The following is a 22,946-nucleotide window of genomic DNA, read 5'->3' as shown; positions in this document are numbered from 1 at the left end:
ATTGTTCCCCGCTTTTTTTATTCCCACACTACTGTTTTTTGTAATACTCCAAACACGCGCTAGTATCCTCACATTTGGAGGGTTTGAGGCTGTGTAGCACTCCAAACGCGAGAGAATCATCTCACATTTGGAGCGAATACTGATATTAAACCCTCCAAACATGAGGAAAACTTACGGCAAATGTTTCCATGGCTACATTTGCCGTATGGTTGTGATTAAATAATTGTAGTCGGCGCAGAAGCATGAGCTTTCAGTATGCTGCTGGTAAGCTTTAGGAAATCTTTACGAAGCTATAGATGAGCTTCTAGTTAGCTTTGAGTATTAAAGTATTGTGCCGATTACAATTGGGCCAGCAATTGAGTTGATAATTGGGCTATCAATTGAAATAAAATCAAGCAATTAAGAATGCGGAATATTGTAACTAAAGCGTGTGCTATTTGCGATTATGCTATTAGCGATTATTCTGCAAATTTCATACAAGGAGTAAGTATGAATAAAGCCCTTATTAACATTGATTATACGAATGATTTCGTGGCAAGCGACGGCTCTCTTACTGTGGGCGAGCCTGCGCAAAAGCTCGAGAAGCGTATTACTGAGATTTCGCAGGAATTTCTTGACGCTGGTGAGTTTGTGGTTTTTGCGATTGATACGCATCATTTGAACGATCCGTATCATCCTGAAACTAAGCTTTTCCCACCTCATAATATCGCCGGAACTCATGGTCAGAAGCTGTATGGCACGCTTGGTGATTTTTACGAAGCGAATAAAGATAAAAGCAACGTTTATTACATTCATAAAACTCGCTACTCTTCGTTTAATGGAACTGATTTGCTGATTAAGCTTCGTGAGCGCCACATTGAGGAGTTGCATTTGGTGGGAGTTTGCACGGATATTTGCGTGCTTCACACTGCCGTTGATGCGTATAATCTTGGATTCAAGATTGTGGTTCATAAGGATGCCGTTGCAAGCTTTGATCCTGCAGGGCATGAGTGGGCGCTTCGTCACTTTAAGACTTGCCTTAATGCGGATATTGTAGAAGGATAAACTGACTAAAGTTAAACTTACTAAAGTACTTTAAAAGCAGCTACTAAATCTGCTTAAAAGTATTATCTAATAACGCTGGTTGCTTTGAGCTGCCAGCGTTTTTGTTTATTCGGAGTGTCGACTTGCTTTTAATGAGAATCATTATTATTATTGATAGACGTTGTATGGATATCTTCAATAGTCATTCGTGAAAGAAGAGCGCGAATAGGCGAAATAGAGAAGATGAAGTGTAGAGAGCGAAATAGTAATTATGACTTATGCAGTGAAGTCTATGTTTAAGCGAGCGCTTGCCGCTGCAAGCGTATTTGTGCTTGCTTTTGCAGTGCTTGCTTCCGGATTAAGCGCTTCGCTACCGGCGTATGCGGATGAAGGCGAACCTGAACATGTGTGGGTTGGTAGCGATAACGTTAAGGGCGATTCATATTTGCCTAATAAGAACATAACGGTTAAAACTGGCCACGTAGATGCTTTTTACGCGTTTCAAACAAGCGCAAGTAGCGAGCTTAAAATGGGCTTTAGTTACGGAAACGTAATTTACAATCCAAAAAACGTAACGATGACGGTTGATAATTCGTCATACTACACAGAAAATCTTCCTTATAAAAACGCTAGTGATATTCCTTTTGACGCTTCAAGAGGTTACTGGCGTTTGAATGGATCTGGAAATAAGCAGAGTAGCGAAGTGTTCCCTGGATGGGATTCCTCTAATTCGCGTTTTTCTGTAGGTGTAAAGGATCCTATAAAAGCTTGTGCAGATATTGTAATTGATAAAGTTACTGGTCCTAAAGGTGGTCGCATTCTTGCATGGACGCAAAAAACTGACGACAACAATGCTACTTTTGCAAAATCTTTAGAAGCGCACGATAAAGACGATGAGGATTCTGCTGGAAGTCGATTTGTATTGCCTGGTATTATTCACCAGCCAATGGTTGGCCATGAGCACGCTGATTGGGTGTTTACAAAGCCAGGCACTTATAAAATTAGCGCTTACACAATAGTAAAAAATAAGGAAAACGGCAAAACTGTTACTTCAGAACACGCAACATATACTTTTAACGTAAAGCCTAACGCTACTCACGAGGTTGAAGGCGAAACAGAAACACTACAAATGAACACTAATCGCGTGCCTCCAACAAAAGATTCTAAATTTGTTGAAGAATCGTTGTCAGGCAGCACGCATTGCAAGGAAGATGACAGCAATATTTGCATTGTTGGCGTGAGAAATACTGGTTCACATCCGCATTACCACTCGTATGAGCCGGGTGGTGAAGTTACTCTTTCGGTGTATTTGCCAAAATCAATACGTGGTAAAAAAGATACGATGCCATCTTGGACGTATATTCGCGAAGACGAGATGGGTCCTGATTTTTCATATGATTTTGAAAGCAATCAACCAGTAGGGGATAGGGAGCCAGATTTTAAGGAAACATTCACTATTCCTGCAGAGCCTGCATTAAATGGGATGCTTGTTAATGCAACAATAAGCGGCGGAACTATGCTTGGGCTGGATTACGGCGCGGATAGAGATACTGTAAGAATTGTTGTTGATGATCATGGTGCTGACGGTAGGCCAGTTGTAGCCGCAATTGGTAGGATGAAGCCTCTCGAAGTTGGAGATACGCTAAATCTTCGTTCTGTGCTCTATAGCCCACGAGTATCTGTTATTAAAGACCAAAAACAAGATCCAGACGTTCAAGTTACTTCTATAGTAAAAAGACATGTTTGGCTTATTAAAAAAGCAGGCGAAACAAAATTTAAGTACATACCTAAAGAAGAAGGTAAGAACTTAAATTTGAAGATTGACGAAAGTATGGATGGAGCTATTGTTCGTTCGTCGCTTGTACTTGAGAACGGAGAATTGTACAGAAACGAAGAATTTAACGATTTTACTGATTATCAGATATGGTTGAAGTCTTCTGGGAAAGAATCTTCTGATAATAAAAACGGCAATAAGAAAAAGAATAAAAATAATTCCAATAAAAATAAGAAACGTAATAAAAATAATAAGAAGCACAAAAAGCATAAGAAAAATAAAAACCATAAGTCCGAAGGAGATTCGGGAGAAGATTCAGAAGTAGAAGATTCTTCTGAAGAATCCGGAGAAGATTCGGATGCGGAGAATCAGTCTAAAAATAAACCTGAAAATCAGTCTAAAAATGAAGATTCCGAAAGTAATAATTCTAAAACTTCCGGCGCTGAGCAGAATAATCTTCAGAAAGCTGGTAGCACTCCGTTAGCTAAGAAAACTCAATCAAAAGGTGGATTTGCAAATTCTGGTGGCGGCTTTACAAAATCAGCTTCTAGAACCTTGGGTGGGCTGCGTCATAGTAGATCTTCCTCAAAGCATGCTAAAAAGCTGAAAAAAGTTAAGCTTCTTAGAAAAAAGAGCAAAAAATCTACTAAGAATGCCTCGTATGAGTCTGAAGAAAGCAACGATGAGTATTCAGAAAACTTAACCGACGACGAAGAATCTCAAGAAGAAAAAGATCATAAAACAAAATGGGTGGCTGCTGCTATTGGTACCGCAAGCGTAAGTTTGTGCGCAATAACAGGAGTTGTAGCATTCTTACTTCGTTCACGCTTGAAAATGTTATAAAGGATAAAAAATGATAAATAATAAGCGTTATATTTCAAAAGGAATTATTGCGTTCGCTGCAACAGCGATTATGCTAATAGCGAATTTGTTGTTGCCGACTTCTTTTGTGGAATCTGCTCACGCGGCAAGCAGCAACCAGCCTGTTATGATTCAGGCAGGTCACGCCGATTTTGGACCAACTCTTGCGGGCGGAAATTGGAAAATACAAATTCGTGACGATACTGGCGACGATCCAGTGTGGCGAGACCCGGAGAACGTTGTGTTCAAGCTGGGTAGTAGCTCGATTATTCCAATGCCAAACGATTCTACCTACAGTTTTATTGGTGAAAAGCCTGGAACTAAGCTTTACGTAATTCCACAAACTCAGAATCCTGATGTTCCATGGCTTGGATGGAATACTCAGGAAGGCGGAGTACTAAACGAGCTTGATCGCGGAGCTAACCTTTCGCTTGAAGGAGTAAGCGGCCCTGGAAAATTGCACGTTTACTTAGAAAATGGCAATAATAATCCGCAGCAACTTTGGGATAGTACTAAAGGATATCCGCAAAACAGTTGGATTGAAGCCAACGCTCATACTCACGTAAATTGGGTGTTTTCTAAGCCTGGTATTTACCATGTGAAGCTCACTTTTTCTGGAAAATTGAAGAATGGGCGAAAAGTAAGCGATACTCGCGTTCTTAATTTTTCGGTTGGAGACAATACGGATCCGCAGGCTGCTCTTGGTGGTGCTGCTGGTGGAGCGCAGGAAGCTGAGTCACAAAACGGCGGTGAAGATGCTGAAGATAATGGCGAGGGTGAAAACGCAGAACAAAATACTGAAAATGCTGACAATAATAAATCTGGTATAGCTTCAAGCAAAAAGCATCAAAAGTCTCATAAAGCAGACGATACTGTTGTAATTGCGCAGATTGTGATGATTATTGTTGTGATTCTTACCGTCGTTATTATTGCGTTTATTTTATTCGCTGTAATAAAAAGCAAGAAAGCACGCGAACAGGCGATTTCGCAGCAAAATACTCTCGGAGATTTAGTGAATACTTCGGAAGAAACAATTATTTTGCCAAAAACTGATTTAAATAAGTAACGAATAAGTAGCGAATTAGTAATAAATAAGTAGTTTAGGATAAGTAATGCTTAAAAAATCTACATTAATTTGCATGAGGCTGTTTAGTGCTTTTGTTAGCGCGATTATTTCAGTAGGATTTTTAGCTTCCATGTGCTGCTGCAATTGCGGTAGTGCGTATGCGGACGAGGCTGTTGCAGGCTCCGAATTTGCGAATGCTGACGCTTGCGTTGCGGCTCAACTTGCAAATAATGCTGCTAAACCGAGTAGTAGCTCAACTGCCAGTGCAAAGTTATGCAGAGTAAAAGAAGGCCATACCGACGTTTTTGCAACTTATAAAGATGCCAGCGGAAATCTTGTGCTTGGCACAAGAGGCGATTCCTTCCCAGGCACCAGCGCAAATGGTATTCGATACGATTCTTCTCTTATTCGATTTGTTGTTGGTTCGAAAAGTCGCGTAAGAAAAGGTAAAGCATTTTCTTTCGTGAAACAAGATGTGAAACATGTGTATAAGCTTCCTTCTCAACTGAAAGAAGGTAAATTATATGCAGGTGTTTCTACCGAAACTTTGGGGAAAAATTCGGGAATTAAAAAAGTAACTTTTAGCTTTACTAACGCAACTATGCCTGAAAATGGTGCAGTTTACATGGCCGGTAAAGATGGTGACAAAATACTAACGTATCTTGGAACGGATGGAACTGGATTCCCAAGCGAATACACTGTGGATGACGATGCTCACGTGCATATGGATTGGGTTTTTACAGCTCCTGGAACGTATGTGTTAACTGTAAAAGCAGTTGCTGAAACTAATGAAGGTAAAACTCTTACTGCTACGCAAGATTACACGTTTGAAGTAGATCTTAAGCGCGCTAAAGAATCTTCTCAGTACGATACAAGCAAAGGTGATTCGGAGTCTGAAGATTCTGGTGATCAGAATGGAACTTCGCCGAATAGTAAGAAAAAGAAAGGCTCTGAAGGTAAGGGTTCGAATGAGGATTCTAACGAGGATTCAGAGGATGACGAGGACGATGAGGATTCGGAAGATGAGGATGAAGATTCTGACGAAAATTCGGAAGATGAAGACGAGGATAATGAAGAACCTTCTACTTCAATTGTTATAAACGGAAATAACAACAGAGTGTACGTAACGCCTTGGCCGGGGGCTAAGCCGAGTGGCGGATTGGCAAATCGCGGTTCTGAAGATGAAGAAGAAGCCGAAACAGAATCTAGTAAAAATAATTTAGATTCTAAACACTCCAAATCTAAAAATAAGAATAAAAAAACAACTAAAAAATGTTCAACTTTTAACGATATAAAAGAAGATAAGCTGATTATCAAACATGGGCACGTTGATTTAGCAACGTACTCAACTGGTAGTGGAATCGGTTTTGCGGTGCAAGAAGATGTGACAGGATCTCACGTAAAGCGCGACCCAAGTAAAGTCGTATTTTATGCTGGAAATGATGCAAAAAACGGTAACGTTTGGCGTCTTCCGCAAACCCAGAAACAAAATGTGCCGTGGCTTGGCTGGAATAACCAAAACTTGCAACCGCACAAATCTAGTAAAATCAGCCTTAAATCTGTAAAAGGTCCGGGCAGTGTGCGCATTTGGTTGCAAGGTTCGTTAGGCGAAAAAGCGAAAACTGTTATGTCTAGTAACGGAAATCGAACTTACACGATTCCGGCTAATACGCATATGCACTTGAACTGGGATTTTTCAAAATCTGGATACTATACGATTCGTCTTGCAGTTAGCGCTAATGGCAAAACTCTTGCTAAGGATTTCCACTTCGCAATTGGTGTGGATGCGCTTAAAACTCCTATGGGCTGCTCTGTAAGCGGAGCTGGCGACGGTGAAGTAGACGGCGACGGTGACGGTGTTGCTGATGGTGACGGCGATGAAGACAGCTCAAACGGCGGAAATTCTGGAGGCAATTCGGAAAGCAATTCTGGAAGCAATAATAATGGTGGGAGCACGCCATTAGCTGCTGCATCCTACTCTGGCAATGGTGGTTCATCATTCTTTGGAGGAGGTTTTGCTTCCAATAAATCTAAATCCGGAAAATTTAAATCCGCAAAAACCGGCAGAAATGTGAAACTAGTTGGCACAATCGGCAGCAAGTCAGGCAAAGGCGTTGAAGCAAAATATGCTTCTAAGCGCGTTAAGGGTCTTAGAAGAAGCTTGCTTAGCAATGTAAAAGATGATGAGTCAACTGGAATTTCAGGATTGTTTAGTAGGAATCCTGTGCTTGCATACTCGCTTATTATTGGCGGAGTATTAACTGTTCTATCCGTTACTGCTGCCGGAATTTGGTTCCTCTACAAGCGCGGACTCATTAGTTTGAATTGGTTATTGCGCTATTAAGGTTTATTTCGCTATTAAAAGTAGTAGGAGTGTGTAAGGGTGATTCGTTGGCCCAGAAAAACAAAGCAAACTTTTTTTGCTGCGATTGACGCAATTGCAGTGGTTGCACTTATTTTTCCGCTTTCTGCTTGTGGCAGCGCAAACGGCAATACGCGCGCAGGGCATATAGATGGCCGTATTAATGTGGTTACTACTACAGGCGTTTTGCGCGATATGGTAGCGAATGTGGCAGGAGACGCTGCAAACGTGAGCGCAATCGTGCCTGATAATGCAGATCCGCACTCTTACGAGCCGCGATTGCGCTCAATTCGCGACGTTGTGTATGCGGACGTGGCTTTTAGCAACTACATGATGCTTGAAGAGCACGGCGTGATTACCGCTTTGGACGCAAATTTGCGAAAAGGCGTGCCGAATGTTGAGCTTGCTGAAGAAAGCGTGAAACATGCGGCGGATATTATTCCAATGGTCGAAGACGTGTCGCTAGACACTATTTGGCTTGGTCTTGCTACAGAACGCATGGCTGCTGGAGCGGAAGCTGCAATTGTGAAATCGGCAACTGTGAAATCTTCTGAAGAATCGCAAAATTCTAAATCTTCTGAAGAATCGCAATCTTCTACATCTTCGCAGTCTTCACAATCAAACGCGCCTTCAACAGTAACAAAAGAAGGACGCGCAACCGTAATAAAACCAAACGCATACAACATGAAGCGCTCGGACAGAATCCGCTTAACTGCAACAAAAGTAAAAGGACCTGGAGCATTATTCGCTTACCTTACAGGCACTTTTGGAAGCGTAGAAACTTACGTAAATTCAGCGAACGGAATTAGCGACGAAGATCACGTTGATTTGCCAGCGGATGCTCACACGCATTTAAGCTGGGCTTTTAGCAAGCCAGGAGAGTACACGCTTGACTGGCATGCGGATATTTTGGATGCTCAAGGTGCAAGAGTTGCAAGTTTAGGTAATACCAGAATGCGTTTTGCTGTTGGCATAAATGCGCAGAAAGTAGCGAAAAATCGCGGAGCTCGCGTTGTTTTGAATAAAGGTCATGCCGATTTAGCATACGATTTGGCGTCGCACGGGTTTATGTACCGAGTGGATACTTTGCAAGAAAAGCGTTCTGCTGCGCCAAAACGCGTGTACTACAAGCCGCAAGATGTTGTTGTGGAAGTTCCAACTAACGCGCTGAAAGAAATTCCTGCAGAGCAGGGGTATCGTTTTTTGGGAGCTGCTCGCGAAAAGTTGTATCAGCTTCCGCAGGCTGTTTTAGGAAAACACGTTCACGGAGATATTGATCCGCATTTATGGCAGTCAGTAAAAAACGGAATAGCATACGTGCGCACAATCGCAGATAGACTTTGCGAAGTCGACCCTAAAAATGCTCGCAAATATCGCGCAAATGCGGACCGTTATATTAACAAGCTTCTTGACGTAGACGCGTATATGCGTAAAAAAGTTGCGTCAATTCCAAAAGAACGCCGCAACTTAGTTACAACGCACGACGCTTTTGCATACTTGGGTAAAGCTTACGGTGTAAATATTGCAGGATTTGTAACAATTAACCCTTCAAGCGAGCCGAGCGTGCAAGATAGGCGCAGGCTTTCGCAAATTTTGCGCGACTTGGAAATTCCTGCAGTGTTTTTGGAGCCGAATTTGATTTCGCGCTCGTCTGTGCTTAAAGAGCTTGCAGCCGAAGCGCATGTGAAAGTTTGCCCAATTTATGGTGACGCTTTCGACGCGAAGGTTAGAACTTACGCGGATATGATGCGAGCTAACGCGGATTCTTTAGCAAAATGTTTGAAGTGATAGCGAAGTAATAGTGGAGTAATAGCGAAGTGGATGGGATTTATGAATAAAAATATTAGCGAAAATAGTACTGTTATTAACGCGCAAAACTTGAGTGTAAGCTACGCAAATCGCACTGTTGTAAAAGACGTTTCTTTTACTATCAATAGTGGCGAATTCGTTGGGTTACTGGGTGCGAACGGCGCTGGGAAAACAACGCTTTTCCGCGCAATTATGGGGCTGATTCCGCACGCCGGAAAACTAGAAGTTAAAGCTCCTAGCGCAGAAGGCGATAATGTAAATTCGCGCGTATCTTACGTTGGATACGTGCCTCAACGTCACGATATTGCGTGGGATTTTCCGCTTTCTGTTTTAGATGTGGTGATGATGGGTAGGATTCGTCACATTGGTTATGTTCGTCGCGCAAAAAAAGAAGATTACGAAATTGCTCTTGCTTCGCTTGAGCGTACTGGAATGGCTGATTTTCGAGATCGCACAATTGGTGAACTTTCCGGCGGTCAACGTCAGCGCGTGTTAGTTGCGCGAGCACTTGCCGGGCAGCCGCGTTTGCTTCTGTTAGATGAACCATTTACTGGTCTTGATATGCCAACTCAAGAGCTACTTACGAGCCTATTTTTGGATTTAGCAAAGTCTGGAGAGGCAATTCTTATGAGCTCTCACGACATAATTGGCTCAATCAACTCATGCTCAAGAATCATGCTTTTTGATGGCACTATTGTTGGAGACGACGAGCCGCAAAATTTGAGCGCGGAAAAGTGGGTGCAAACCTTCCATGTAGCGCCTGAAAATCCGCTTATTAAAGCAGTTGAGCGAGTAATCGGAAAAAAATAGAGGTGGAAAAGTAAATGTTATCTCCAATCGAATTTATACAAGATTTAACAAATCCTGACCTTTGGTTTTTGCTAAAAGCGCTTATTGTAGCCTGCCTTTCTAGCGTAATTTGTGGAGTAGTTGGCTGCTACGTTGTGCTTCGCGGAATGGCATTTATTGGTGACGCTGTAGCACACTCCGTATTCCCAGGACTCGCAATCGCCTTCGTATTGCAAGGAAATCTGCTATTTGGAGGCGCGCTCGCAGGAGTTGCAACCGCACTAATCGTATCTATTTTTAGCCAAAACCGCAGGCTTCGCGAAGACTCGTTTATTGGAGTATTCTTCGTATCTGCTTTTGCGCTTGGAATCGTAATAATCTCAAAAGCTTCGGGCTACGCCGGCTCTTTGGAATCCTTCTTATTTGGCTCAATTACTGGCATTCCGGACTCGGATATTGCTGTGGTAGCTGTTACAGGGCTGATTATTGTGGCGTTGCTGAGTATGTTCCACAAAGAACTTGTGTGCGTGTCGATGGATCGCGAAACTTCGCGCGCAATGGGATTACCAGTAGCTTGGCTAGATGGAATGTTGTACGTGCTTGTGGCGATTGCAGTAGTTGTTTCCGTGCAAATTATTGGAAACGTGCTTGTTTTAGCGCTTTTGATTACGCCCGCGGCGACTGCGCGATTGCTTACCGACAGACTTGGGAAAATGATGATTCTAGCGCCGGTTATTGGTTGCGCGTCATCGATTGTGGGCATGTATATTTCTTGGAGCTTTGATACTGCAACAGGCGGCACGATTGTGCTAGTTGCAACAGTGCTTTTTGTGCTTGCTTGGGTTTGCTCGCCTAAGCATGGGCTGATTTCAAAAGCTCTAGTAAATACAAAAGGCTAAGAAAGTAGGTTTAGCACAGGTTTATAGCGTGCGGCACAATAGACGTATGGTATCAAAAGGAAAACCTTCGCCAAGAAGCGCCGTAAAACCCTTAAGCGATGAGCAAGTAGAGCGCTTAGCTCGCGTACACAACTTAGTTGACCCAACGTATTACTACCCAACCGGCGCACGTAAGCCAAATCAGGCAGAAATTGACGCGCAAAATCCTAAAGCCGCCGAAAGACTGCTCGAAGGAACGTCGCGCGTATTGCGCTCGCGCTGCAAAGTACGCGCGTGGGGATTAGAAAACGTGCCAGAAGAAGGCGTGTTTATTACCGCTTGCACGCACGTTACAATGTTTGACGTTTTTATACCAATGACCGCGCTATTCCACCAAGGACGCAGACCTCGCTACATGGCAAAAGCAGAACTTGCGCACTGGCCAATCTTAGGCAAATGGTTCCAGCTAGTAGGCATGCAGTCGGTTCCGCGCAGAAGCGGAAAAGCGCGCGAAATTGAGGAAGAATCAATCAAAATACTCACAAACGGAAGGCCTTTAAGTATTTGGCCAGAAGGTACTTTAACGCGCGATCCTGAAAAATGGCCGATGAGTATGAAGCCAGGCATTGGAATTATTGCGCTTGAAGCCTCACGCAGACTAGGGCATCAGATTCCGCTATTTTGCGCTGTTGTGTGGGGTGCTGCAAGCATTAACCACTGGTGGCCTTGGCCGAAGAAAAACGTTGTAATGTGCTACGATACTCAGCTTGATTATTCCGACTTGCTGCAGGGAAGCGAAAATTGGGGAGAATTGCCTCCAATTGAATCTGCTGAAGAGCTTGCTCGTCGCGTGCGAGTGCGTATGACGCAAATTATGGAAGAGATTCGCGGCGAAAAAGCGCCTGCTGGATACTTTGATTACAGGCAGATGAAACGCGTTACGGAAGAATAAAAAATATACGTAAGAATAAAATAAAGTATCTTTTTAAAATCCCGTAAAGCGGCGTGTGTAATATTAAGTAATAGTGTGATTATAAGTCAAAATTGAGCTGCAAATTAGCTTGCGAAATGCGCGAAACTATAACGCAGCCCACGAAACTTCAAACCGAAAGGCAGGACGTAAACATGAACGTTACGGTGTTGGGTGCTGGTGCTTGGGGAACTGCGTTTGGTCAAGTGCTTGCGGACGCAGGAAATCAAGTGACGATGTGGGCAATAGAGCCGGAAATCGTTGAAGGAATTCGCGACCATCATCATAACGGCGTGCGCCTGCCAAGTGTGGAAAAACTTCCAGAAAATATGACTGCAACTGGGGATCGTGCAGAAGCTGTTGCGAACGCGGATATTGTAGTTGTGGCTATTGCGGCACAGTTTGCTCGCGTTGCGTTAGCAGAATTTGTGGGGCTTATTCCGCAAAATGCGATTGTTGTTTCGCTTATGAAAGGCATTGAGCGCACAACAGGAAAGCGCATGGATGAAGTCGTGTGCGAAGCATTGAACTTGCCGCGTAACCGTTTTGCTGCACTTTCCGGACCAAACTTAAGCAAGGAAGTTGCATCTCGCCACCCTGCTGCAGCAGTAGTTGCTTGTGCAGAAAAATCTCAGGCAGAAGTAGTTGCAAAAGCATGCTCAAACAGCTACTTTAAAGCATTCGTATCAACCGACGTAATCGGCGTAGAAATGTGCGGATCGCTTAAAAACGTGGTTGCGCTCGCAGTTGGCATGGCTCGAGGCGCAGGATACGGTGAAAATACTGCAGCTATGATTGAAACGCGCGGTCTTGCAGAGTTGACTGCTTTGGGTGTTGCGGAAGGCGCAGATTCTCGCACTTTTGCAGGTCTTGCAGGCTTTGGTGATTTAGTTGCAACTTGCGGATCTCCACTAAGCCGCAACTATACTTTCGGCGCAAATCTTGGCAAAGGTATGAGCGTTGAAGAAGCAACCGCCGTAAGCAATGGCGTTGCAGAAGGCGTTCCAACTACAAGCGCAGTTGTGGCAATGGGCAAGCGTTTGGGCGTTGAAACGCCTCTTGCAAGCGCAATGGCTCGCGTGCTGGAAGAAGGAATCTCCTGCCAAGAAATGCTCGCAATGCTTTTCGACGACGACGTTTGCGAAGAGTAAAAACAAAGCGTTTTTGAAAATAATCCAGAATAATACAAAATAATCAAAAATAATCTAAGGGAAAATAATGGCAAAAAAGCGTGTGGCATTTTTGTACGGCGGTAAAGCAGACGAACATTCGATTTCGTGTATATCGGCTGCTGGCGTTTTAAGTGCGGTTGACGAAAGTCGATTCGAAATTGTGCGCATTGCTATAACAAAACAGGGCGAGTGGATTGTTGGCGGCGAAGATCCGCGAAACTTCCGCATGGAAGAAGGAGAGCTTCCGGTAATAACAAAAACTGCTGGAACGCGCGATGTTGTGCTAGACCCTGCCAAAGGCGCAGACGGATTTTTAGCCCGCGAAAATGACGGTACACTTACAAGTTTGGGTCATATTGACGCAGTTTTCCCAGTTCTTCACGGTCCAAACGGTGAAGATGGCACTTTGCAAGGCTTGCTAGAAATGATGCAAGTTCCATACGTTGGTTGCGGAGTGTTGGCTTCGGCTGCGTGCATGGATAAATACTATGCAAAGCAACTGTTTAAAGCTGCCGGAATTAATGTTGCTCCTGGAATTGCACTTGATGCGCGCAAGTTTGCAAGCGACGCGGAAAATCACTTTGATTCATATGCAAACGAAATTCTTGCTCAAGTTGAAGCAGCAAAACTCGAGTATCCGCTTTTTGTAAAGCCAAGCCGCGCAGGATCTAGTTTTGGAGTTACAAAAGTTGAATCGCGCGATGCTAAAGCCTTAGCAGAAGCTGTTTTTGAGGCTTCAGAGCACGATTGGCGAGTGTTGGTAGAGCAGGGAATTGACGCTCGAGAAATTGAGTGCGCGGTTCTTGCAGCTCGCGACGGCGAAGAACCGAAAGCAAGCTGGCCTGGAGAAGTTGTGCTAGACAAGCGCGAGGCTGGTGAAGACCAGTTCTACGATTTTGACAGCAAATACATGGATTCCGCAGCTTCGCACGTTGAAGTTCCAGCAAACTTGCCAGCGGAAACTTTAGAGCGCGTTCGCAAAACGGCACTTGCAGCGTTCAAAGCGGCAGATGGGCGTGGACTAAGTCGCGTGGATTCTTTTGTAACTAAAGATGGCCGCGTAATTCTTAACGAAATCAACACGATGCCTGGATTTACGCCAATTTCCATGTATCCAAAAGCTTGGGAAGCAACCGGAATAAGCTACAGCGATTTAATCACAAAGCTTATTGAAGGCGTTTTGAAATAATTTAATCAACTGTAAAACAGAAACAAAAGCAGAAACAGAAAGGAATAAGTATGCAAGATTTGCAAAATTCATGGCGCGACGACACTTATTTGTTAGCGCGCAAACGTCAAGGAACTATTGGCATGTCTTTATGCGTATTCCTAGTAGTTTGGATTGCTGTTTCCTATGTTCTTGGAGTTCTTTCTTCACAGTTTGTGCCTAAGAGCATGCTAAGCGACTCTCTTAACACATTACTTGTGTCGGATATTTCGCAGTATTTAGTCGCTTTACCAATCGCAATGCTTATTATGCGCACTGTTCCTGCGGCAAAAACCAAACAATTCTCTATGAAATTTAGCCAATTTGGCGGATTCTTTGCTGTGTGCATACCGATTATGTACATTGGTAATATAGTTGGCATTTTCCTAGCAACAGTTCTTAGCGGCGGAAAAGCAGAAAATCGCGTATCGGACACTATTGCAGCGGGAAATATGTGGGAAACCTTCATATTCGTGGTAATTCTTGCGCCAATTGTGGAAGAATGGCTTTTTAGAAAACAGCTGCTTTCTCGTTTGCGCGCGTACGGAGAAAAGCGAGCTATTGTATTTTCTGCACTTGCTTTCGCGCTTTTCCATATGAACATTTTCCAATTCTTCTACGCATTTGGACTCGGACTTGTTTTTGGTTACATTTATATTCGCACGTCCAAGTTGAGCTACAGCATATTCCTTCATATGATTGTGAATTTCCAAGGAAGCATAGTTGCAATGTGGTTGGAAAAGCAGCTGGTTGATGCAAGCGGAAATATGATTGACGTAGAAAAGATGTCTCGTCAGGAATTAACTAGCCTGCCAACCGGTTTTATTCTAGCTGGAATTTATGGGATGTTTATGATTGCCATGCTTATAGTAGGCGTGGTTTTGCTAGTTCGCCGCCGCAAGTATCTTGTATTCTTCAATGCTCCGCAAGAACTTCCGAATAAAGCTGGCAACAAAGCATTGTACGGAACTGTTGGAGTAATAGCATTTTTGATTATTTCAATACTTCTTAATTTGCTAATGTTATTTGTGTAAAAGCGAGTAAAAAATAATCGCATAAAAATAAAATATAAAATAAATCAACGAAGGAGGCGAAAGTTATGCAAAGCAATCAGTCGACTAAAACTATTCGCGTAGGCCTACTCGGGGCTGGAACTGTTGGGTCTCAAACAGCGCGACTAATAGTTGAACAGTTCAATGAGCTTAAGAAGCGAACTGGCGCTGAAATTGAGCTTTCAGCAGTTGCATGCTTACGCCCGGAAGAAGTTGATGCGCCTTGGATTAAGCGCGATTTGCTAACTACAGACACCGCCTCTTTATGTACTCGCGAAGACATTGATATTATAGTCGAGCTTATTGGCGGACTTGAGCCGGCGCATACTTTTGTAAAAAGCGCGCTGAGTCACGGAAAATCTGTTGTAACAGCTAATAAAGCGCTGCTTGCAAAGTTTGGTCCGGAATTATACGAGTGTGCTGAAAGTCACGGAGTTGACTTGTATTTTGAGGCTGCAGTGGCAGGCGCGATCCCTATTCTTCGTCCGCTTCGAGAGTCTCTTATTGGCGACGAAATTACGCAAATTTTTGGCATAGTAAACGGCACTACAAACTATATTCTTGACGAAATGACAGTGCGCGGACTTGATTTTGACTCGGCTTTGCGTGCAGCTCAAGAAAAAGGCTACGCAGAAGCAGATCCAACCGGAGATGTTGAAGGATTCGACGCTGCAAATAAGGCTGCTATTCTTGCAACTCTTGCATTCCAAATGCCAGTAAGTATTGACGACGTTTCTGTTGAAGGAATTAGCGCGATTGCCGCTGAAGATATTGCGGCGGCGAGCGCAGAAAATCGTGTGATTAAGCTGCTTGCGGCAGTTGAGAGGCACGGTGATGGCGGTGACGGCTGTGACGGCTGTGACAGCGAGTCAAGTGCAGATGAAGGAGTGAGCGTTAGTGTGTATCCGGCGCTTGTTGGCGCTGAGCATCCTTTGGCTTCTGTGCATGGCAGCTTTAATGCTGTGTTTGTAAAAGCTCAGGCTGCAGACGACTTAATGTTCTACGGACGCGGTGCCGGCGGAGCTCCAACTGCCAGCGCTGTTGTGGGAGATGTTGTTAGTGCGGCTCGAAATCTTGTGCGCGGATGCTCCGGCTTTGGTGTGCCAATGTATAACAAATATGTGCCGGCTTCTAGCGAGCAGACTTGTGCTGATTTTGTGATTCGTTGCAACATGGAAGACACTTCTTTGGCTTTGCGCAGCGAAGTTATGGATGTTTTTGCAGATTATGGCGTTAAGGCTGAGCGTTTGGCTTCGGCTTGTGAAGCGCAATACGCGCAGGCTGAAGGGGAGTCGGATTGCCCACAGTGCGGTCTTGGCGGGCCTGGAAGTATGCGCGTTCTTGTGCGCGAATGTTCTAAAGCTACTGCGCAATCTATTTGCAAGGATTTGCAAGATTTAGATTTTGTGCTGGGCAAGCCGCTTGCTTTGCGAATTATTAAGTAAACGCTCTAACGAAAAAGGTGCGAAATGAAACCAGTATGCAACAGCGTGTCAGTTAGAGTTCCAGCAACCAGCGCAAATCTTGGATCCGGGTTTGATACTGCAGGAATTGCGTTTGATTATGCGGATTCTTTAGTTTTTACTCTGGATGATAATCAGTCTAAAAATTCGCTTGATTCGCTTGATTATGCTGGGAACGTGCGCGTAATTATTCACGGCGAAGGCGAGGATACGCTTCCAAAAGATGAAACGCACTTAGTTGTATCAACTTTTCGCAAAGCTTGCAAAATTTTTGGGTTACCAAACTTACGGTTTACGTTAGAAGCGCATAATCAGATTCCGCAAGCGCGCGGTATGGGATCTTCCGCAGAGGCGATTGTGGCTGCTGTTGCTGCTGCTTGGACTTTTGCGCACGAAGGCGAGATTAATCGCGAAGCAATTTTTGAGATTGCTGCCTCAATTGAAGGACATCCAGATAACGTAGCTCCTGCGGTTTTTGGTGGTTTGACGATGAGCTGGAAGCTTGATGCTGGGGAAGGCAAAGGTTCTGTGCGCGTGGCTGGAGATTGCGAAGCTCCGCTTTCTACCGGTTTTCATACTGTACGATACAAAGTTTCGCAAGATATTTCTGTGTCGGTATTCGTTCCTAATTTTGAGCTTTCTACAGAGCTTGCTAGGCGCGCGCTTCCAGCAAAAGTACCGTATGGTGACGCAATATTTAACGTGTCTCGAGCTGCAATGCTTCCGGTTGCGTTTGGCGAGCTAAATAGCGAATCTTGTGATGCTGTAAAATCAAATCTTTCTAGAAATGAACTGCTGTTTGAGGCGACTCAAGATGCTCTTCATCAACCGTATCGTGCAAATCTTATGAAAGATTCATGGAAGCTGGTGGAAGCGTTGCGCGAGGCTGGTTTTGCGGCAGCAATTTCGGGAGCAGGATCGTGCGTTGCTGTATTTTATGCAGGAGATGCCGAGTATAAAAAGAGTGCTGCTCAAAAAATCGACGCAATTGCAAAGCCGTGGCTTTCGCGTGATGGCTGGCGCGTTTTACACGTACCTGTTAACTCTACGGGCGTAGAAATAACTCGCGAATAGACTGTAAATAAATCTAGTTAATGATTTAGAAAAGTTATTTATAAATAAAATATTTACGTATTTTATTGGGTTAATAGATTAGCCATAATCTTGTTATTCGCGTGTATTCGAACTACCATAGATTGTGCGAAGGTGCAAAATCTACAGAGAGAAGTGAACGCATGGAAAATCAGTATAATAACTATGAAAAATCTGGCCAGCAGCAAGATGAGTATGTGCAGCAGCAAACGTATGCGCAATATCAGCAATATAATTCTTATGCACAGAGAACAAATATTCTTGATTTTGAAAAACTTGCTAAGTACTTATATGCTTCTATGGCTGGTATTATGGCATTTCTTTGTTCAGCGTCGTTTTTAATCGTATGCGGTGTACTTGCTATTATGATGAGCATTTTTGGCTCTAGTAGGGTTAGTGAGTATCAAGCAGAGAAAGACGCGCAAGCATATAAATGGATAATTCTCGCAATTATTGCAGTTATAATTTTTTGTTCCGCACGAGCTGCGTATAAACTATACAAGTCTCCGGTTGATGAGATTCTTGACGGTTTAGACTCAGAAATAGATTTTAAAGGCAATGATTTAAGAATTAACTCCATTATTAATGAGGTAAGTGCGGAAATCGGCATCGAGAAACCGCAACTTTATATATTCGATAAGTTTACTGATGCCGTTGCTTTTAAAGACAATAGTCGAAGTGTGTTGATTGTTGGTAGTGAGATAGTGAAAAATTGTACTGATGATGAGTTGCGAGCTGTTGTAGACCATGAGATAATTCGTCTTTTGTCGCCTGATTGTGAACAGACTACTCGTATTGTTGCAATGTTGGTTACGTGGTACGCCTACTATCAGATTGGTACTTTTGACAATATTCGTGATTTACTCCGACCAAAGCCTTTTATGAAATTTAACACTAAAAAACATTCTGTAGGTCTTGTTTTTGAGAATACTCTTACCATTGCTTATCAATTTATAGTGGTTATTGTTTTTCGTTCTGTGAAATGGTTCAGAATACCACAGCGCGCAGTTTCATTAATATTGTCACGCATGGATTCATATTATGAGTACAGAATTGACGAAGAAACGGTTAAGAAAATGGGAACTGCGTTGCCTCTTATAAGTTGTCTTAATAAAACTATGCATCTTACTAATAATCCTAGCGATAATACGTATGGTAGGAAAAATGTTAATGATACTTTTTGGGAGGCTATGGCTCTATTTAGCTTCAACCCTTGCTATAGCAATAAGCGCAGAGATACAAATCGTTTAGACGTGCTATATCAAAAGTATTCACAAGATACTCAAAAAGTGACTAATAATAATTCGCAAGTAGATAATAATGCACAAATAACAAGTGGTATTCAACAAGCGGATAGTAATAATTAATAAAGTAATTATTTTGCATATCGGAATATAAAATATTGAGGTGAAGTATGGAAAATCCGCGACATGATGATATGGCTCAAAATAGTGCTAAAGATAGTATGAGACTTGCGAATATTAGCAAGTTAACAATAAAAGCTTGTGTTATACAAATTGTTGCTCCGATTGCAGCTCTATTAGCAACACTGTTTGTCATTTTTGTGCTAGTAGTTATTACTAGTTCTATGAATGATTCATGGGGAAAACAACGTGCAGATACGTTGAATAGAGAAAATGCTAACGAATTTGTTGAATATTATTACACTCCGACTGCTGGAAATAAAATATCATCTGCAAAAAATATATTGCAAACTGTTGCTCTCGTTGGCGTAATTGCTATAGCTGGAGTTCAAGGCTATAGGTTTAAACGTGCAAAAGATGCTCCGGTTAATGTTATTCTTGAAAATTATGGATGCGAGAGTAACAATCCTTTAGTTAGTGGTCGTGTGGTGAATCTTACTAATGAATTGTGCCATTCTGCAAATATGTATGTGCCAGAAATATTCGCAACGAGTATGACGCAGTTCAATGCGTTTTCGCTACGAGATAATCAAAGAGCTGCAATAGTTATTGATGAGGAACTTATTAGCGTATTAGAAGACGACGAATTAAAGTGTGTAATAGCACACGAATTAGCTCACTTATATTCAAACGATTCACTTGCAATTACGCAATTAATTGCGGTAGTTGCGTCATTGAGCAAAAGTTGTCAAATGGAGCAAGTTTCAAAGAAAAGCAATTGCTATAATTCTGGAAAACAAGTTTATGTCGAAAAAAATGCAAGATTTAAAACTAGGCGAGAACTGGTAGGAAGAATATACATGTTTATTGCTACAAACATGCTTAAATATATTATTCCGGAAATGAAATCATCTATTTGTAGCGGCGATCGTGATTCTTATGCGGATAATTTTGCTATTCGACTTGTTGGCAATTCCGGAGCGCTCGCATCTGCATTTGATAAAATCAGCAATGCAATTCATAAAGACAAATATAAAGAAAGTCTTGATGCGCAATTCATTGATCTTAAATATGATGTTACTGCTTTGATCGGTTTTACTTTTAATGATGGTGATGTGACGCATATTAATCAGCGTAAGAAAGATGCTGCTAAATATGCTACATTTGATTCACACTATAACGAGGTTAATAGTTAATAGTATTTCGTGCGATGGCTGGCAGGTGCTTCACATGTCGGTTGATTATTCGGGCGCGGCAATAACTCGCGAATAAGCTGTGTGAAGGATAAAAAGGAAGAATAAGGTATGACAGTTTCGTTGATTTTGGCCTCACAGTCTCCAGCGCGTAGGGCTGTTTTGGCGGCGGCCGGCGTGATCCCTGTGATTCACGAGAGTGAAGTGGATGAGCCGGCGGTTTTGTGTGATGCCGCTAGTGAGCGCGGAACAAGCGTTGAAGAGTTGAGTGCTGAGCAGCGCGTTTCTATTTTGGCGCGCGCGAAAGCTAAGGCTGTGTATGAGTCATGGAAGCGTGTGGCAGATGCGTCTGCTTCAGCTAGTGGCGATTTGGTTGTGGGGTATCCGCTGGAAGCTGAGCCCGCTGAGCCTGCGGAACATGCTGAACTTGCGGAATCTGCTGAAACTACTGAAACTACTGAAACTACTGAATCTTCCGAATCTGCTAGTAACGCTTTAGCGAGCGACTCGCAATCAGACGTAACGCATAACGTAGATACCGCGCAAACTCGCGACTTTTCAGGCGTAACTGTTCCTACAAAAACTTTCGATATTCACGATTTCGCGCATCTAAATAAATCTTCTAATAATTGCAACAGTGTGCTGATTGTTGGCTGCGATTCCATGTTCCTGCTCGATGGCGAATGCTACGGAAAGCCGCACACGCCCGAAATTGCTTTTGAGCGAATCAAGAATATGAGTGGCAAAACAGGGCAATTGTGGACCGGCCATTGTTTAATCGACGCAAAAACCGGCAAATTCTTGTGCAAAACAAGCCACGCAAGCGTAACTTTTGCGCAAATGAGCGACGCTGAAATTCGCGCTTATATAGAAACTGGCGAGCCGCTGGAAGTTGCGGGATCCTTTACGCTAGAAGGCTTTGGCGGTGCTTTTATTGAGGGAATTCAGGGAGATCCGCACGGAGTTCTTGGAATCAGCTTGCCGCTTCTTCGCAATATGGTTGCCGAGCTTGGGTACGCGTGGCCGGATTTGTGGAATAAGAATACCGTGGAAGAAACTTGCAAAAAGAGCGACCCGACTTCCACAGAAGTACCTAAAGAAAACGTGCATCAGCCGGGGGATGGTTGGGTGCAGTGCAATTGTGGGCGAAGGCACTGGGGCCATAACGGTGCTGCTGGAGTGCTGCTTGCCAGGCAAGATGCCGAAACTGGTCGCGTGACGCACGTTGTGATGCAGCATCGCGCGCTTTGGAGTGCGGAAGGTGGTACTTGGGGTATTCCGGGCGGAGCAATTTCCGACGGTGAAAGTGCGATTGAGGGAGCATTGCGCGAGTCTTTTGAAGAAGCGAATATTACTTCGGAAGATATTGATGTTGTTGGAGCTTACCGTGAAGATCACGGAAACTGGTGCTATACAACGGTTTTTGCGTTTGAAAAGCCGGGGCATAGTGTGGATCCTTGCGCGCATGACGACGAGAGTATGGAAATTAAGTGGGTGCCGATTGACGATGTGCCTAAGTTGAAGCTGCTTACGGCAATGCGCACTGATTGGCCGTCTTTCCGCGCGCGGCTTGATGCGCTTGCTGCGCAAAGGTAGGTGCGCAAAGGTAGCTTCAATTTGGAAGTAGACTTCCAGGTATGAGTTAGTTTTGCGGAATCTGGAAGTAGACTTCCAACTTGCGAAAGGCAAATTTCTTGTTGCAAATGCTACGAATGTGCGAGAATTAGTTACCCCAAAATGGCGGCGATTACAGCTATGCAAATCGGGCTGGTAACCGTAGAAAACAGGATTCCGTCACGCGCAAAACTTAAGCCAACGCCGTATCTAGCTGCATAATTGTAAACGTTTTGGCCTGTTGGAAGCGCCGCAAGCACAACGCACGCGTACAAAGTCGCCCCGCGAAAACCCATCACAAAGTAAGCCAGCAAAAACGCAATAATTGGCATAATCAAATTTTTCAGCACCGCAACTGTTGCAATCGCAGCGCGATTTGAATCCTTCTGCAAAGGTCTACTTCCGTAAAGCGACATACCGAAAGCCATCAAAATCATAGGGACTGCGGAATCGCCAATCATTTTAATAGGATCGTACAAAAAATTCGGAACAGGGAAATAGCCAACTTTTGCGGAAATCGCAGAAATCACAATTCCGCCAAGAGATCCAATTAAAAGCGGCTGCTTCAAAGGCTGCTGAGCAATACGCTTAAGCGAGAATTTGCCGGTAGTCGTGATGTCAAGAACCGTCAAGCCAACAGGAGTAAAAACGGCCTGTTGCATAACCAAAATTGGCGCTACGAGTGCAGGATTTCCAAGAATATAAGTGGCAACTGGCAAGCCGATATTATTGGAATTTAAGTAAAGCGAATTAAGCGCGCCAATTGTGCAGTCAGCTGCAGGAAGGTGGAAGAATATGCGGTTAAGCAATATGAACGCAAGTCCAACAATCATTGCAGAAAAGAACGCAACAAAAATCGAAGAATGAAAAATCTCAAAAATAGGCTCTTTAGAAAGAATTGCGAACATTAAGCAAGGGCTTGAAACGAAGAAACTTACGCGATTTAGCACCATTTGAGCCTGAGATCCGCCAATGCGAAGGCGCGCGGTAATATAGCCGGCAAGAATCACAATGCCAATTACGCAAAAGCCTTGCATAGCGCTGATTAAGCCCATTTCCTGCCTCCAAAGGGTATCCAAAATAGTATCCCAAATAGTATTTCCAAATAGTAAGTAGCGCGCAAATATATTCGCACAAACCTCTGCTGCAACTATAGGAGCGATACGCAACTTTTGTGCGTGCGCAACTATTTGTATTAGTGCAGATAGTAGCGCGCGCGTGGTTTTGCTGCTTTTGGCTTAAAAGTAACGTTGTAAA

At 43.5% G+C, this 22,946-nt stretch carries 17 protein-coding genes; 16 read left to right on the top strand and 1 reads right to left on the bottom strand.

All coding sequences use genetic code 11. The features are described 5' to 3' along the window. The first annotated feature begins 489 nt into the window (after nucleotides 1-489). The 16 genes from ACJV7B_RS06000 to ACJV7B_RS05925 all read left to right on the top strand — a co-directional run bounded on the left by ACJV7B_RS06000 (nucleotide 490) and on the right by ACJV7B_RS05925 (nucleotide 21,671). Nucleotides 490-1,044 (top strand): cysteine hydrolase family protein, encoded by a 555-nt coding sequence (locus tag ACJV7B_RS06000; protein WP_004118531.1) that lies wholly within the window; start codon nucleotides 490-492, stop codon nucleotides 1,042-1,044. Nucleotides 1,045-1,294: 250 nt separating this feature from the next. Beyond that, a complete protein-coding gene (locus tag ACJV7B_RS05995; RefSeq protein ID WP_419389206.1) occupies nucleotides 1,295-3,640 on the top strand; it encodes a choice-of-anchor M domain-containing protein in 2,346 nt (781 codons plus the stop codon). A gap of 10 nt (nucleotides 3,641-3,650) precedes the next feature. Continuing rightward, entirely contained in the window at nucleotides 3,651-4,724 is a 1,074-nt protein-coding gene (locus ACJV7B_RS05990) for a TIGR03773 family transporter-associated surface protein (RefSeq protein ID WP_419389205.1), read from the top strand. Between the two features lie 73 nt (nucleotides 4,725-4,797). Further along, nucleotides 4,798-7,068, top strand: a complete 2,271-nt coding sequence (locus tag ACJV7B_RS05985) for a choice-of-anchor M domain-containing protein (RefSeq protein WP_419389204.1) — start codon at nucleotides 4,798-4,800, stop codon at nucleotides 7,066-7,068. A 39-nt stretch (nucleotides 7,069-7,107) separates the two neighbouring features. Continuing rightward, nucleotides 7,108-8,874: an anchored repeat ABC transporter, substrate-binding protein gene (locus ACJV7B_RS05980; protein ID WP_419389203.1), complete on the top strand. Its 1,767-nt coding sequence runs from the start codon at nucleotides 7,108-7,110 to the stop codon at nucleotides 8,872-8,874. A 33-nt stretch (nucleotides 8,875-8,907) separates the two neighbouring features. Continuing rightward, nucleotides 8,908-9,705 (top strand): anchored repeat-type ABC transporter ATP-binding subunit, encoded by a 798-nt coding sequence (locus ACJV7B_RS05975; protein WP_308582300.1) that lies wholly within the window; start codon nucleotides 8,908-8,910, stop codon nucleotides 9,703-9,705. A 14-nt stretch (nucleotides 9,706-9,719) separates the two neighbouring features. Further along, a complete protein-coding gene (locus tag ACJV7B_RS05970) occupies nucleotides 9,720-10,583 on the top strand; it encodes an anchored repeat-type ABC transporter permease subunit (RefSeq protein ID WP_419389202.1) in 864 nt (287 codons plus the stop codon). A gap of 46 nt (nucleotides 10,584-10,629) precedes the next feature. After that, nucleotides 10,630-11,514 carry a lysophospholipid acyltransferase family protein gene (locus ACJV7B_RS05965; protein ID WP_419389201.1) on the top strand — a complete coding sequence of 295 codons (885 nt, stop codon included), beginning with the start codon at nucleotides 10,630-10,632 and terminating at the stop codon, nucleotides 11,512-11,514. Nucleotides 11,515-11,687: 173 nt separating this feature from the next. Further along, a complete protein-coding gene (locus ACJV7B_RS05960) occupies nucleotides 11,688-12,683 on the top strand; it encodes an NAD(P)H-dependent glycerol-3-phosphate dehydrogenase (RefSeq protein WP_004133777.1) in 996 nt (331 codons plus the stop codon). A gap of 67 nt (nucleotides 12,684-12,750) precedes the next feature. After that, a complete protein-coding gene (locus ACJV7B_RS05955; RefSeq protein WP_419389200.1) occupies nucleotides 12,751-13,893 on the top strand; it encodes a D-alanine--D-alanine ligase family protein in 1,143 nt (380 codons plus the stop codon). A 50-nt stretch (nucleotides 13,894-13,943) separates the two neighbouring features. Next, on the top strand, nucleotides 13,944-14,945 hold the full coding sequence (locus ACJV7B_RS05950) for a CPBP family intramembrane glutamic endopeptidase (RefSeq protein WP_419389199.1): 1,002 nt from the start codon (nucleotides 13,944-13,946) through the stop codon (nucleotides 14,943-14,945). A 65-nt stretch (nucleotides 14,946-15,010) separates the two neighbouring features. Continuing rightward, nucleotides 15,011-16,408 (top strand): homoserine dehydrogenase, encoded by a 1,398-nt coding sequence (locus ACJV7B_RS05945; RefSeq protein WP_410296553.1) that lies wholly within the window; start codon nucleotides 15,011-15,013, stop codon nucleotides 16,406-16,408. Nucleotides 16,409-16,432: 24 nt separating this feature from the next. Then, nucleotides 16,433-17,500 carry a homoserine kinase gene (thrB, locus tag ACJV7B_RS05940; protein WP_419389198.1) on the top strand — a complete coding sequence of 356 codons (1,068 nt, stop codon included), beginning with the start codon at nucleotides 16,433-16,435 and terminating at the stop codon, nucleotides 17,498-17,500. A gap of 161 nt (nucleotides 17,501-17,661) precedes the next feature. After that, complete coding sequence (locus ACJV7B_RS05935; RefSeq protein ID WP_410296551.1) at nucleotides 17,662-18,885, top strand: M48 family metalloprotease; 1,224 nt, start codon at nucleotides 17,662-17,664, stop codon at nucleotides 18,883-18,885. Nucleotides 18,886-18,932: 47 nt separating this feature from the next. Then, nucleotides 18,933-20,078, top strand: a complete 1,146-nt coding sequence (locus ACJV7B_RS05930; RefSeq protein WP_410296550.1) for a M48 family metallopeptidase — start codon at nucleotides 18,933-18,935, stop codon at nucleotides 20,076-20,078. A gap of 108 nt (nucleotides 20,079-20,186) precedes the next feature. After that, entirely contained in the window at nucleotides 20,187-21,671 is a 1,485-nt protein-coding gene (locus tag ACJV7B_RS05925) for a Maf family nucleotide pyrophosphatase (protein WP_419389197.1), read from the top strand. Nucleotides 21,672-21,802: 131 nt separating this feature from the next. On the opposite strand, the gene ACJV7B_RS05920 is transcribed toward ACJV7B_RS05925, so the two are convergent. Then, nucleotides 21,803-22,744 (bottom strand): AEC family transporter, encoded by a 942-nt coding sequence (locus ACJV7B_RS05920; protein WP_419389196.1) that lies wholly within the window; start codon nucleotides 22,742-22,744, stop codon nucleotides 21,803-21,805. Nucleotides 22,745-22,946: the final 202 nt, after the last annotated feature.

The organism is Gardnerella bretellae (genome assembly GCF_048545135.1).
Lineage (GTDB): Bacteria > Actinomycetota > Actinomycetes > Actinomycetales > Bifidobacteriaceae > Bifidobacterium > Bifidobacterium greenwoodii.
Note: the sequence above shows the minus strand (reverse complement) of the source record. Positions and strands in the feature narration are given on the sequence as shown.

What these genes read in the sequence shown, in the direction of transcription:
- ACJV7B_RS06000 (WP_004118531.1), top strand. Translation starts at nt 490, where the DNA reads ATGAATAAAGCCCTTATTAACATTGATTATACGAATGATTTCGTGGCA.
- ACJV7B_RS05995 (WP_419389206.1), top strand. Translation starts at nt 1,295, where the DNA reads ATGACTTATGCAGTGAAGTCTATGTTTAAGCGAGCGCTTGCCGCTGCA.
- ACJV7B_RS05990 (WP_419389205.1), top strand. Translation starts at nt 3,651, where the DNA reads ATGATAAATAATAAGCGTTATATTTCAAAAGGAATTATTGCGTTCGCT.
- ACJV7B_RS05985 (WP_419389204.1), top strand. Translation starts at nt 4,798, where the DNA reads ATGAGGCTGTTTAGTGCTTTTGTTAGCGCGATTATTTCAGTAGGATTT.
- ACJV7B_RS05975 (WP_308582300.1), top strand. Translation starts at nt 8,908, where the DNA reads ATGGGATTTATGAATAAAAATATTAGCGAAAATAGTACTGTTATTAAC.
- ACJV7B_RS05970 (WP_419389202.1), top strand. Translation starts at nt 9,720, where the DNA reads ATGTTATCTCCAATCGAATTTATACAAGATTTAACAAATCCTGACCTT.
- ACJV7B_RS05965 (WP_419389201.1), top strand. Translation starts at nt 10,630, where the DNA reads ATGGTATCAAAAGGAAAACCTTCGCCAAGAAGCGCCGTAAAACCCTTA.
- ACJV7B_RS05960 (WP_004133777.1), top strand. Translation starts at nt 11,688, where the DNA reads ATGAACGTTACGGTGTTGGGTGCTGGTGCTTGGGGAACTGCGTTTGGT.
- ACJV7B_RS05955 (WP_419389200.1), top strand. Translation starts at nt 12,751, where the DNA reads ATGGCAAAAAAGCGTGTGGCATTTTTGTACGGCGGTAAAGCAGACGAA.
- ACJV7B_RS05950 (WP_419389199.1), top strand. Translation starts at nt 13,944, where the DNA reads ATGCAAGATTTGCAAAATTCATGGCGCGACGACACTTATTTGTTAGCG.
- ACJV7B_RS05945 (WP_410296553.1), top strand. Translation starts at nt 15,011, where the DNA reads ATGCAAAGCAATCAGTCGACTAAAACTATTCGCGTAGGCCTACTCGGG.
- thrB (WP_419389198.1), top strand. Translation starts at nt 16,433, where the DNA reads ATGAAACCAGTATGCAACAGCGTGTCAGTTAGAGTTCCAGCAACCAGC.
- ACJV7B_RS05935 (WP_410296551.1), top strand. Translation starts at nt 17,662, where the DNA reads ATGGAAAATCAGTATAATAACTATGAAAAATCTGGCCAGCAGCAAGAT.
- ACJV7B_RS05930 (WP_410296550.1), top strand. Translation starts at nt 18,933, where the DNA reads ATGGAAAATCCGCGACATGATGATATGGCTCAAAATAGTGCTAAAGAT.
- ACJV7B_RS05925 (WP_419389197.1), top strand. Translation starts at nt 20,187, where the DNA reads ATGACAGTTTCGTTGATTTTGGCCTCACAGTCTCCAGCGCGTAGGGCT.
- ACJV7B_RS05920 (WP_419389196.1), bottom strand. Translation starts at nt 22,744, where the DNA reads ATGGGCTTAATCAGCGCTATGCAAGGCTTTTGCGTAATTGGCATTGTG.